Source organism: Sedimentisphaera cyanobacteriorum (genome assembly GCF_001997385.1).
Taxonomy (GTDB): Bacteria; Planctomycetota; Phycisphaerae; order Sedimentisphaerales; family Sedimentisphaeraceae; genus Sedimentisphaera; species Sedimentisphaera cyanobacteriorum.
Genome location: NZ_CP019633.1, coordinates 2,320,647 through 2,332,967, shown reverse-complemented (window position 1 = coordinate 2,332,967; position 12,321 = coordinate 2,320,647). Strand labels below are relative to the sequence as shown.

At 46.6% G+C, this 12,321-nt stretch carries 9 protein-coding genes; 4 read left to right on the top strand and 5 right to left on the bottom strand.

All coding sequences use genetic code 11. The annotated features are described in order from the left end of the window. Positions 1-846 precede the first annotated feature (846 nt). Positions 847-2,268, top strand: coding sequence for an arylsulfatase (locus tag L21SP3_RS09410; RefSeq protein WP_227806759.1), 1,422 nt, complete (start codon positions 847-849; stop codon positions 2,266-2,268). A gap of 95 nt (positions 2,269-2,363) precedes the next feature. Next, positions 2,364-3,179: a zinc transporter ZupT gene (gene zupT / locus L21SP3_RS09405; RefSeq protein ID WP_077540915.1), complete on the top strand. Its 816-nt coding sequence runs from the start codon at positions 2,364-2,366 to the stop codon at positions 3,177-3,179. An 8-nt stretch (positions 3,180-3,187) separates the two neighbouring features. Here the strand turns inward: zupT and pepD are convergent, their stop codons facing one another. From pepD to ychF, 4 genes are all read right to left on the bottom strand, one after another. Further along, a complete protein-coding gene (pepD, locus tag L21SP3_RS09400) occupies positions 3,188-4,630 on the bottom strand; it encodes a beta-Ala-His dipeptidase (RefSeq protein ID WP_077540913.1) in 1,443 nt (480 codons plus the stop codon). A gap of 258 nt (positions 4,631-4,888) precedes the next feature. After that, positions 4,889-5,827, bottom strand: a complete 939-nt coding sequence (locus tag L21SP3_RS09395) for a tyrosine recombinase (protein WP_077540911.1) — start codon at positions 5,825-5,827, stop codon at positions 4,889-4,891. Between the two features lies 1 nt (position 5,828). After that, positions 5,829-6,542, bottom strand: coding sequence for a 16S rRNA (guanine(527)-N(7))-methyltransferase RsmG (gene rsmG, locus L21SP3_RS09390; RefSeq protein WP_077540909.1), 714 nt, complete (start codon positions 6,540-6,542; stop codon positions 5,829-5,831). 26 nt (positions 6,543-6,568) lie between these two features. Beyond that, positions 6,569-7,669: a redox-regulated ATPase YchF gene (ychF, locus tag L21SP3_RS09385; RefSeq protein WP_077540907.1), complete on the bottom strand. Its 1,101-nt coding sequence runs from the start codon at positions 7,667-7,669 to the stop codon at positions 6,569-6,571. A gap of 388 nt (positions 7,670-8,057) precedes the next feature. Between ychF and L21SP3_RS09380 the strand changes: the two genes are divergently transcribed. Beyond that, positions 8,058-9,202, top strand: a protein-coding gene (locus L21SP3_RS09380) for an IS3 family transposase (RefSeq protein WP_390612106.1) whose coding sequence is annotated in 2 segments (ribosomal slippage) — positions 8,058-8,319 and positions 8,319-9,202 — 1,146 coding nt in all. Because the reading frame shifts where the segments join, the coding sequence is not laid out codon by codon here. After that, a complete protein-coding gene (locus L21SP3_RS09375) occupies positions 9,178-10,548 on the top strand; it encodes an IS5 family transposase (RefSeq protein WP_315850251.1) in 1,371 nt (456 codons plus the stop codon). Before L21SP3_RS09380 ends, L21SP3_RS09375 begins: the two co-directional genes overlap by 25 nt. Positions 10,549-10,583: 35 nt before the next feature. Here L21SP3_RS09375 and L21SP3_RS09370 read toward each other — a convergent pair whose 3' ends face one another. Further along, positions 10,584-12,227 (bottom strand): sialidase family protein, encoded by a 1,644-nt coding sequence (locus L21SP3_RS09370; protein ID WP_077540905.1) that lies wholly within the window; start codon positions 12,225-12,227, stop codon positions 10,584-10,586. Between the last annotated feature and the right edge of the window lie 94 nt (positions 12,228-12,321).

Below are 12,321 nucleotides of genomic sequence, written 5' to 3'. Positions count from 1 at the left end.
GCAGCACTGAGATATTCCAGCCACTGAGCGGCGCTAAGAAGCACTAAGGGGATATTTTTAGACAGGATTTTTTAAGTTCAAGGCAATGATAAGGGGAAAGTTTTTCTCCTGTAGCTGCCGCTGACTCTCCGCCTGCGGCGGACAGGCTCAATGTTTAACATCCCCCGTACTACAGCGGAGTTCGCCGTGGCGGACCCGCTAGGCATTCTTTTAGAAAAGATTTTTCGCTTACCGCCGGCTCTTCACGTTTCGCTATCCTAGCGGGGAGCTTGCGCTCCTCCGCTATACGACGCTGCATTATTAAGCAGCGAACCGCTTAAAATAGGGGACAGTTACCTAATAATTGTTTTCAACTGATGTGAGTTTGCAGCTTCTTTGATTATTCACAGGCTTTTACTCGACAGTTTTTTTCTGTGTAATTGCTTCACCAAGGCTTTAAACCGAGCAAATATGCTTGTTGAGCGGCAGCTGCTCTTGAAGAACCACTTGCCGTCTCATCTCAACCAAATTCTTATGCCGGCCAATTCCCTATCTCATTATTTTATAAAGCTTTTTACTATTAAAAATAGCAACTGTCCCCTATTTTTATCGCAATCGCTTACATTCATATAATCTGTGCCATCTGTGGAAAATAAATTAAATATCCCCTTCGTGTGTTTCGTGGTAAAAAAAAACATAAAATCTGTGGATAATAATTTTCGCTGCGACATAAATCCGTGTCATCGTTTTCATTCTTTTTTGTTTGTCAGAGAGGCTTTTGTAATTATACTTAACATCAACAGCTTGTATAATATCGGGTCGGTAACGGCTATATGAATAATTAATTCAGTTTTTAGAGGTGATTCGATGGGAAGATTAAACAGAAGAACTTTTTTAAAGAGTATTGGTGCAGCAGCGGCAGGTTACGCAGCGGGAGGCTGCTCCACTGGAAATATGACAGCGGCCTCGAAAAGTCCTTCGGCTCCGAATATTATTTATGTCTTAGTTGATGATTTAGGCTACGGCGATCTTAGCTGCTACGGCCAGAAGCATTTCAAAACACCCAACATCGACAGGCTCGCCTCTCAGGGCATGAAATTCACGAATCACTATTCCGGCTCGACAGTCTGCGCTCCTTCAAGATGTACGCTGATGACCGGCCTGCATACCGGGCACTGCTTTATCAGGGGCAATTTCGAGATGCAGCCGGAGGGGCAGCTCGCTATGCCCAAAGACACAGAGACTGTGGCGAAACTGCTCAAGCGCAGGGGCTACAAAACAGGCCTTATCGGGAAGTGGGGGCTTGGCTGGCCGAAGTCTTCAGGCGACCCGCTCAATCAAGGCTTTGACTACTTCTACGGCTACAACTGCCAGCGCCACGCCCACAGCTACTACCCTGAATATCTCTGGAGAAACAGCCAGAAGGAAATAATCGAGGGCAATCTCAAAGGCAAAACAAACGTTTACAGCCACGACCTTCTCGCAGATGATGCGCTGAAGTTTGTGGAAGAGAATAAATCCAATCCGTTCTTCCTGTATCTTGCCCTTACCATTCCACACGCCTCAATGGCAGTTCCGGAGGATTCAATAAAGCCGTTTATCGGCAAATTCGGCGAGGAAAAGCCATACAAAAGCGAAGGCGGCTACCGCAACCAGCCTCATCCCAAGGCTGCTTTTGCAGGGATGGTAACACGTATGGATAAGGATATAGGAAGGCTCACAAGCAAGCTCGAGGAGCTTGGGATTGCCGATAATACAGTAGTAATCTTCACAAGCGACAACGGCCCCCATTCCGAAGGCGGGCACGTGCCTGCATATTTCGGCAGTTCAGGCGGGCTTCGCGGGATAAAGCGAGACCTCTACGAAGGCGGGATAAGAGTTCCGTTCATCGCAAAATGGCCGGGCGTTATTGCAGCGGGCACAGAAAACCCGCATATAAGCGCGTTTTGGGATTTCCTCCCCACAGCAGCTCAAATTGCAGGCCAGCCGATTGCGGTTCGCACAGACGGGATAAGTATGCTGCCTGCGCTTAAGGGCGAAAAGCAGCCCGAACACAAATACCTGTATTGGGAATTCCGCCCAAGAGGCACGCAGGCGATAAGGATGAGAAACTGGAAGGCAATAAAGTTTATCAAAGACGGACGCACAGAGCTGTACAACCTTGATAAAGACCCTACAGAATCGAACGACCTTTCCAAAACCTATCCAGACGTAACGGCAAGGATGGAGCAGATTATGCTCAAGGCGCACGAACCTTCTGATGAGTTCCCTCTGCCTTTTGATCTTTAGAAATCATAAAAGCCCGGTCAGTTAATACTCCCGGGCTTTTTTCAGATTTGGAGCATTAGACATTCTGTAAAAACTCTTCTCAGTTCTAGGGAAAAATGGAACATTCACTAAACAGCATACTCACGGCGTTTTCACTAACCCTTTTTGCAGGTCTGGCAACTTCAGTGGGCTCTGCGATAGCTTTTTTCTCCCGAAGAACCAATCCTGTTATGCTTTGCATATCTCTGGGGTTTTCTGCTGGAGTGATGATTTATGTTTCGTTCGTTGAAATATTCCAGAAGGCAAACGAATCTCTGCTGATAAGTTTCTCGGAAAGAAATGCGGCAGCAATAACGACAGCCGCTTTCTTTGCGGGCATAGGGCTTACTGCCCTTATCGATGCGCTTGTGCCATCAGAGGAAAATCCGCACGAAGCACAGGGCCTTGAAGACCTGGCAGGCAGCATAGACTTAAACAAAACCAGCCTTCTTCGCATGGGGCTCTTTTCTGCTCTTGCTATAGGCATACATAATTTCCCCGAAGGCTTTGCCACATTCACCGCTGCTTTGCAAGATCCTTCTCTTGGTTTGGCGATTGCAATAGCTATCGCTATCCACAACATACCCGAAGGGATTGCTGTGAGCGTACCGGTATATTACGCTACGGGAAGCCGGAAAAAGGCTTTCTGGCTTTCAACATTTTCGGGCTTCTCAGAACCGCTCGGAGCTATTATCGGGTATGTAATTCTCCGGCAGTTTATGAATGAAACGGTATTCGGCATCACATTCGCAATGGTAGCGGGTATTATGATATACATATCCCTTGATGAGCTCCTTCCTACCGCAGAAAAATACGGCAAACACCACTTCGCCATCGGCGGGCTTATCGCGGGAATGATTGTAATGTCCGGCTCTCTTTTGCTGTTTATGTAGGGCATAATTCAAAGCCCGGCAGGGCTTTCTATATTCTGAAGGATACCCTCGAGAACACCAAAACACTCTCCCGCAGAGCTTATCCTTGCCTTCTCTTCAGGGCTGTGTATGCCTTTTAGTTCAGGCCCCATAGAAATAATCTTCATCCCAGGGTATTTCCGCGATATAATCCCGCATTCAAGCCCAGCGTGTATAATTTCCATTTCCGGCGGTCTGCCTGAGACCTTTTGGAATGCCTCTTCAGCCCTGCTGAGAAGGTCTGTGCTGCCGGATGGCTCCCAGCCGGGATATCTGGCCTTGAAGGAGCATTCAAATCCGAGCCTGCTGCATGTGTTTTCGATGCTCGCATTGAGCATATCAAGCCGTTTGGTGTTAGAGCTCCTTTGGCTCAGTGTAAGCGAGAAGCAGCCTTCATCCAAACTGCATACCGCCACATTGCACGAAGACTCCACCACTTTCGGCATATCTGTACGATAGGATACAGGCCCGTTAGGCACAGAGGTGAGCAGTTTTGCGATAATACCTGTTTGCTGAGAGGTAATGCACTTGCCATGCAGTTCAGTCTCTTGCACCTTTATCTCAATATCAGGATCGGAAGACTGAAAGTTGTGTTTAATCCTGTCCCGCTCAGTTTCCACAACACATTCAAGCGTATCAATGTCTTCTGCTGTAACCACAAACTCAGCATCTCTTGCGATTGCATTGCTCGCCGACCCGCCGCTGAGAGACACCAGCCGACTTGCGATCCCGCCTGAACAGGCCTCCAGAAGCTCGCCGGCAAGAACAACAGCGTTGGCTCTGCCCAGGTGAATATCAACTCCAGAATGGCCGCCTTTGAGCCCGCCGATAGTTACCTTTGCTGCCTGATGCCCTTCGGGGATGTCTTTTAGTTCATGGGCAGAAGTGATCTCTGTTCTCTCGCCGCCTGCGCAGCCGATTATGAAATCGCTCTCATCACTGTCTAAGTTGATCAGATACTCAGCACTGAGAATATTATCATCAAGCCCCTGAGCGCCGGTCATCCCGCGCTCCTCATCAACGGTAATCAGCAGTTCGAGGTTGGGCTTATTTTCTAACTCCGCAAGTCCGGCAAAAAGCGATATCGCCATTCCGAGCCCGTCGTCTGCCCCGAGGGTGGTTCCGTTTGCCCTGAGCCAGCCGCCCTCTTCGATAACCTCTATCGGGTCATTGAAGAAATCGTGCTCTGTATCAGGCGTTTTTTCGCAAACCATATCGCAGTGAGTTTGGAGGCATACAGTTTTAGAAGCGCCTTCTTTATTAATCTTCATCAAAATATTTCCGGTATTGTCCTGCCGGCAGTCCCAGCCCTGTTTTTCAGCAAAACCTTTCAGCCATTCGAGAATCTTCTCTTCATGCCCGGAAGGCCTTGGGTGTTTGGATATCTCACGGAAAATGCTTATTATTCGTTCCTGTGCGTTCTCGGATTTCATTTCTAAACCTGCAATTTAATTCTGCTCTTTTTTGTACCCGCTGCGGGCCAAACTAAAAAATATCACGAAATATGTGATTTTCAAGAAGATTATAACTGCTTAAACTTCTAATTTCGTAAAAAAATCCTGATTATACGCTTGACTCACCCAGATATTTACAATCAATTTGAAATTTGAAATACTCATTTCCGCCCGCAGTTATTCAAGACTTTCAGCCTTTTATTTTTTTCTGAATTTTCAGAAACTCTGCTCTGATTCTCAGCCTCTGGGGTGATGTTTTTTATGTGTTTCGATAAGCTGATTTTCCTGAAGGTGCGTGTAGATCTGGGTAGTGGTAACGCTGGAGTGGCCGAGCATTTCCTGCACGCTCCTGAGGTCTGCCCCGCCTGAGAGCAGGTGGGTGGCGAAGGAATGGCGGAAGCTGTGGGTAGTGAAGTTCGGGATTCCCGCCCTCGCTGCGTAGCCTTTCACGATTCTCCATATATTTGTTCTATCGAGCGGGTTTCCAAGACGCGAGAGGAAAAGATTCCCCGCACCGGCGGGCTTTTCCATTGCCGGCCTCTCTCGTTCGAGGTAGTTTCTTATATGCGAGATTGAGGAGTTGGCAAGAGGAACAAGCCGCTCCTTATTGCCCTTTCCCGTGCATCTGAGATATCCGAGGCGAAAGTTTATATCTTTGTTTTCCAGCCTTGCAAGCTCGCTCGCCCTCATTCCGGAGGCATAGAGTATCTCGAGGATTGCCTTGTCGCGGTAGAAAAATTTATCCCTTTCGATATCGGGCGAATCCAGCAGTTTGATAATCTGTTCGATGCTGTACACCTCGGGCAGGTTCTCCGGCCTCTGCGGTGTTTCGATGAGAATTGTGAAGTCGTTATCGATAAGATTTCTGCTTATCATATATTTGATAAAGGTGCGCACAGCTGCTGCTGACCGCGCTGCGGTTGCCGGGCTCAGCCCCGATTCCACCTGCATTCGCAGATACCCTGAAACAGTATCAATCCCGAGCTCGGCAGGCTTTGCAGCTCCCATTCGGCCGCAGTATTCCAGAAAGCCTCTGAGGTCTTTGCCGTATGATTTAACGGTTTCTTTGGAGAGCCCCGCCTCTACGATAAGCATATTCAGGAATTCGTATGCCTCGCTGCCCATAGCAAGCGGGCTTATCTTTTTAAGTGTGTTGCTCAGCTGCACATCGCGCATTTTACATGCCTAAATGCTTTTTCTTTATATACTTAAACTCACGCGGATACTTATCCGGCGTTTTTTTAATCTTTTTTGCCCGAACAAGCCTCAAATCTCCGGCCTCCTCATCGGAAGTTTCATAAGATATCTGCTCAGGTGCATCGAAACCCATAATCTTTAGCGTCTTTACGCCTGTTTTGAGCTCATCGTCAACCTTAGGACCCTTATACGAGAGAAAATATCCTCCCCTCCGGACAAGTCCGCCTGTGATCTCTGCAACAAGCGATACAGTTCCCACGGCTCTGTTCAGGGCGAAATCGAAGGTTTCTCTGTATTCCGGCTCTCGGGAAATCTCTTCGGCTCTGTCGCTGATAACCTCGGCATTCATAAGCTGCAATTCTTCCACAACAATCTGCTGGAAATCGGCTTTCTTGCCCGTAGCCTCGATGCTCACAATATGCCAGTCCGGCAGGACTGCCGCCAGCACAAGCGCGGGGAAACCTCCGCCTGAGCCGATATCCACAAGCGCGGGAAGCCTGTCGGTATTCTGCTGGTATTCTCTGAGCATTTCCAGAGGAGCGAGAGAATCCTCAAAATGCCTCGTTTTTATCTCTTCAGGCTCTATGATTCTGGTAAGGTTGAGCCTTTCATTATGCTCTGTGAGAAGTTTTGCAAACATATCAAGTTTGTCTCTCTGCTCTTCGCTGAGAGATTCCAGCCGGGTTTTTCCCATATCGCCTGTTTTCCCAAAAAAAATAATTATACGTTGAAGAGGAAGTTTACAACATCCCCGTCGTTTACTACGTAAGCTTTGCCTTTGGCCGCCATTTTCCCCGCATCCTTGGCCGCATTTTCGCTTCCGCACTCAATGTAATCCTCGTACGAGATTACCTCCGCCCTGATGAAGCCTCTCTCGAAATCGGTATGAATAACGCCTGCCGCCTGAGGGGCTGTCCAGCCCTTTTTGATTGTCCAAGCCCGAACTTCCTTAGGGCCTGCTGTGAAGTAGCTCATAAGGCCGAGCGCATCAAAGCCGTGGTGAATCACCTTCTCAAGCCCGCTTTCCTCAACGCCCATAGACTCCAGGAACTCAGCCCTCTCATTGTCTGTCATATCCACCATATCCTCTTCGAGCTTTGCACATATCTTCACGAGCTCTGCGCCGCGGTTTTCTGCGATTTCGCTGAGAGTCTTTGTGTATTCGTTGTCTTCAAGGAGCCCCTGCTCGTCCACATTCGCAGCGAAGATCACTGTTTTGGCGGTGATAAAGCCCATCTCCTGAACGAAGTTTTCGAAGGCCTCAGAATCTGCCTGTTCGAACGAATTTACCGGTTTGCCCTGTTCGAGATGTTCCTTCAGCCGGGCGGCAAGCTCGAGAACGGGTTTTAGCTTTTTATCCGCCTTCACCTGCTTTTCAAGCCTTTCGATCTTTCGTTCAAGCTGCTCCAAATCCGCAAGGGCAAGCTCAGTCTCTATCGTTTCAACATCCCGCTTCGGGTCCGGCTCTGCTGATACGTGAACAACATTATCATCCTTAAAACACCTTACAACATGCACGATTGCGGAGGTTTGTCGGATATTCCCGAGAAACTTGTTTCCGAGACCCTCGCCCTTGCTCGCACCCTCCACGAGCCCGGCGATATCCACAAACTCAACCGTTGCCGGGGTAATCTTTTTTGGATTGACAAGCTCGGCAAGCTTGTAGAGCCGCTCATCCGGCACCGGCACAATCGCCTTGTTCGGCTCGATCGTGCAGAAAGGATAGTTCTGCGATTCTGCGTTCTGCGTCTTGGTAAGGGCGTTGAATAATGTGCTCTTGCCTACGTTCGGCAGGCCTGCAATTCCTATGCTTAAGGACATAAACTTTCTCTGCTAAATTCTGTATAATTTGATAACGTTTTCGTGTAAAACAGGCATTATATTATAAACCTTTCTCCACTCAAGCGAAATGATTACAATCAAGCTGTCAGTGTGCGACAATATTTAGTCGCCCCTGAAAAAGTTTAAAATTTCCTTAAATTCTTTTCTGATAATGGTTTATATGATTGAAAAGCTTTCGAGATATGGTATAATATTGCAAGTGTTTATCTTACATCTATCAAAACATTGCAATATTGGGACAAAATAATGAAGGCAAAAAACAATAAAGCAGGCTTACTCTTGTAGCTCTCCCATAGAATTGAACACTTTAAATTAGACGGTTCCTGAATAATATAAACCAACTCAAATATTTAGAAAGGAACTTAAAATGCGAAGATCGAGGTTTAGTGAAAGCCAGATACTTTCGATTCTCAAGGAGTCAGAAGCCGGTTTAGAGGTCAGTGATTTGACCAGGAAATACGGCATATCCCGTGCCACATTTTACAACTGGAAGAGCAAGTATTCTGGTATTGGCGGCAGTGAGATAAGGCGTTTACGCGAGTTAGAGCGAGAGAACGGCAAGCTCAAAAAGATGTATGCGGACTTATCATTAGAGAATAACGTTCTCAAGGATTTAATAGAAAAAAACTTCTAAAGCCTGCCGAGCGAAAGGATTTTGCCAGGCAGGCACATTCTAAGGGCTTATGCGTGCAATCATCTTGTAAAGCAGCAGGCATCAGCCGGGGCAGTTTTTACTATACTCCTTCAAGAAACGATGATGCTGAGGTAAAAAGACAGATAGAGCTGGTAATAGATTCCCGTCCTCGACGCGGATTTCCAAAGATATTCGACAGTATCCGCCGCAAGGGATATAGCTGGAATCACAAAAAGGTTTATCGTGTTTATAAGGAAAATGAATTTCAGCTTAACAACCGTAAAAAGAATTTGATAAGGCAAATAGAGCTTAAACCTATGCCAGAAGCCACGAGAGCTAATGAGATATGGAGTATTGATTTTATGAGCGATAGTTTGAGTAATGGTCGGCCATTCAGGGCTTTCAACGTTATCGATGAGTTTAACCGTGAGGCATTGGATATTGAGATCGACACGAGCTTACCTTCGCTTCGCATAATTCGTAGCCTTGAATTAATAGGCTCTGATCGGGGTTTCCCCCGCTTTATTCGCAGCGATAATGGGCCGGAATTTAGGAGCCTTCAATTTCGCAGGTTCTGCTGCCGAAACAGAATCAGGCACCGCCGTATAGAAGCAGGCAAGCCTCAGCAAAACAGTTTTATTGAACGATTCAATCGGAGTTATCGAGAGGATATACTTGATATGTACAGTTTTAAGAATTTATCAGAAGCTCGTAATTTAACTTTAGATTGGCTTATAGAATATAATTATGAGCGTGGGCACGAATCACTGGGAGGGAAAACTCCTGTAGAGTATGTCCGCAGTTTTTTGCCTTTCACCCCTCAAAATAATTCTGAAGGGGCAAAAGGAAAAAACTGCTGTTTGAAGGAATTTGTCTAATTATTACTGTTCAAAGACAGGGGAGAGGCACACTCTTTCAGCAGCCATTAAAACCTCTTGTAAATCCTGATCACTCTTTAGTCCAACTCTCAGAGGTTGTCAACTGGTCTCGCTTTGAAGAGAAGTTTGGCAGTTTATACAGTCCTGATTCAGGCAGGCCGGCCAAGCCGATTCGCCTGATGGTCGGCCTTCAGTATCTCAAGTACACTTTCAATCTCAGCGATGAAGCAATCGTTGCCGGCTGGGTTGAGAATCCTTACTGGCAGTATTTCTGCGGCGAAAGATACTTCCAGCACGAGCCTCCTATTGATCCAACCAGTATGACTAAGTGGCGTAATAAGGTAAAATCTGATGGTCTTGAAGAGCTGCTCGAAGAAACTATCAAAGCCGGCTTGAAGCTTAAGGTTATCAAAAAGAACGATTTCAACAAGCTCGTTGCAGATACAACCGTTCAGCAGAAGAACATCACTTATCCGACCGACGCAAAACTCTGCCACAAACTGCGCATTAAGCTTGTAGATCTTGCAAAAGCATCAAAACTCCAACTTCGCCAAAGCTACGAAAGGGTTGGGAAAAGGGCGTATGTAATGCAGGGCAGGTATCGACGTGCAAAACAGTTCAAAAGAGCTAAAAAAGAAGTGAAGAAATTAAGGAACTACCTGCGGCGAATTACGAAAGAGGTCGAGCGGAATATAGCAGGCAATGAGCAGTTAAGAATAATTTTTGATACATTGCTTCAAGCCGCTAAGAAGCTTTTAGCCCAGACAAAGAAAAGCAAAAATAAACTCTACAGTATTCACGAACCTCACGTCTGCTGCATTGGGAAAGGCAAAAGCCACAAGAAATATGAGTTTGGAAATAAGGTTGGAATTGTAACTACTGCCAAGAATAATTTTATCGTAGGAGCGTTGGGCTTTGAAGGAAACCCTTATGATGGCCATACTCTTCGGGCTAATCTGAAGCAGACAATGAATTTAATCGGGAGAGAAAAGCTTGGAGATGTTTATGTTGATGGAGGATACAAGAAACATGGCTGCGAAGATATTGGAAATGTTGAAATTGTAGAAAAGGGCTGGCGAAAAAAGAAACGAAGTATCAAGAGGTGGATTAAGAGAAGATCGAGCATAGAACAAACGATAGGCCACCTCAAAGAAGACAACAGGTTGGGAAGAAACTTCTTGAAAGGTGTAGAAGGGGACAAAATGAACGCCCTCGGCAGCGCTTTTGGGTACAATATGCGTAAACTTCTAGAGAAGTTTACTTTTGCCTATATTTTTATGCTTAAAATTATTGAATTTTACAGAAATTTGGCAATGAAAAGCAAATTAAAGACTCGATTAGCCTGATATATTTTTTTAGTTTCCCCAAAATCATTGATTTTTCAGGAACGACTAACTAAGGTTATGCCCCATTTCCCGTATTCAATTGTATCGCCTTTTTCAACGTACTTTTGATACACTGAAACGGTATCATAACGGTAATAACTGCCCTGGCCTTTTACTGCAAACGGGATGAACTGAGGGATGTCGGTCTTTTCAAAACCCTGTTTCAATAATTCTTCTTCAATTGCCTTCTGTTTGCCGATAACATAGACGTATCCCTGCGATTCTGCCTTGGCCTTGCTCTTTTCGATCTTTGAGCGGATGAACTTCTTGCCCTTTATCTTCTCAGGAAGAACGCTGAATACATACTTGCGGTTAGACCAAATCCTCGCTCCGATTTCGAGTGTATCAATATCCCCTCCGTCAACAGGCTTGACCTCAGCCGGACGGGAAAAATTGACTGGGGATTCATTCGAATTGTCATCAAAGTCGAATTTGTCAGCAGCGTACGGAGCAGCAGGCTCCGGCAAAGCAGGCTCATAAGGCTTTGGAGACGGGTTTTTACTGATAACAACCCTCAAACGCACATCCTCTGTTACGGCCTCGCCCGCCAAGGCGTCCTTTTCAGTAAACACGGCCATAAGGATTTTCTTTTCTCCGTATCTGTCGCAGTCATAGGTGATATAGATCTTGCCGTCTGAGGTTTGCTGGCCGTCCGGGTAGGACACCTTCTTTCTTTCGTCAAGCATAAGGCCGCCCTGCCAGGTTTTTCCGTCATCTTCAGAGATGAATGCCATTAAATCTCTGCGTCCTGTTTTTTCGTTTATCGGGCCGTGCTTAACGAGCAGCAGATTTCCGGAATTCAGGCGGCGGATAAAAAATCTTGCTGAGGGATGCTTTATATCCGATGGCGAAACCCTGCTCCATGTTTTACCGCCATCCTCGGAAAAACTTTCGCCTATGCCGTACTTTGTTCGAGCGAGCAGCCAAAGGCTTCCATCCTTCTTTTCAACTATCATATGCTCATCAAAGCTTCGGTCTTTTATGGGAACCAAAGCTGTACCGAGTAGGGTAAAGCTCTCACCTGCCCATTCGCTTTCTGATATATACGCAGCTGCCGTAGCAGCATTTGGAGAACGGCTTATTCGACCTGCCCAATCACTTACAGGCATAAGCCAGTCGCCGTTTTTCAGAACAGTCGGCTTGCCCATAATCACCCCTTGGGCAATATGAAACGGTTCTGACCAGCCCGCGGCCTTATCGTCCGGATTTTCGGCAGCCATTGCCCAAGTCTGCGCCCTGTCCCCGTAGGCGACAGCCTGAGCCCAAAACCACCAAAGACTTCCTTGCGGGTCTAACCAAACCTGAGGATCATAAGCTCTAAGCTGACCAGGCCCGTCGGGGTCAACAACCATAAGCTCCTGCCAGGTTTTGCCGTTATCGCCGCTGGTGGCCAATACAGCATAATTATTTTTGTCCTCGGACGGCGTTGGGCCGCCGTACCATGTAACCCAGATTCTGCCTTCCGGGCTAACCGCCAAACTTGAGATCCCTTGAAAATGCCTTGTTTTAACATTCGGATAATCCTTGCTGGAGGCCTTGATTATGTTTTCCGGCGGGGTTAAAACTCCCGCTTCTGCCGGCTGAACCGAACAGAAAACGGCTAATAATGCAATTATTAAGGCTCTCTTCTGCACAATCATTTGTATCTCCAATTATTAAATTATTTTTTTGAACAGCAATACATAATAAACCGAAAACCGGGTTTATATGACTATTTTGCCGCTCATACAGAAA

What these genes read in the sequence shown, in the direction of transcription:
- ychF (WP_077540907.1), bottom strand. Translation starts at nt 7,669, where the DNA reads ATGTCCTTAAGCATAGGAATTGCAGGCCTGCCGAACGTAGGCAAGAGC.
- L21SP3_RS09370 (WP_077540905.1), bottom strand. Translation starts at nt 12,227, where the DNA reads ATGATTGTGCAGAAGAGAGCCTTAATAATTGCATTATTAGCCGTTTTC.
- L21SP3_RS09395 (WP_077540911.1), bottom strand. Translation starts at nt 5,827, where the DNA reads ATGCGCGATGTGCAGCTGAGCAACACACTTAAAAAGATAAGCCCGCTT.
- rsmG (WP_077540909.1), bottom strand. Translation starts at nt 6,542, where the DNA reads ATGGGAAAAACCCGGCTGGAATCTCTCAGCGAAGAGCAGAGAGACAAA.
- L21SP3_RS09410 (WP_227806759.1), top strand. Translation starts at nt 847, where the DNA reads ATGGGAAGATTAAACAGAAGAACTTTTTTAAAGAGTATTGGTGCAGCA.
- pepD (WP_077540913.1), bottom strand. Translation starts at nt 4,630, where the DNA reads ATGAAATCCGAGAACGCACAGGAACGAATAATAAGCATTTTCCGTGAG.
- zupT (WP_077540915.1), top strand. Translation starts at nt 2,364, where the DNA reads ATGGAACATTCACTAAACAGCATACTCACGGCGTTTTCACTAACCCTT.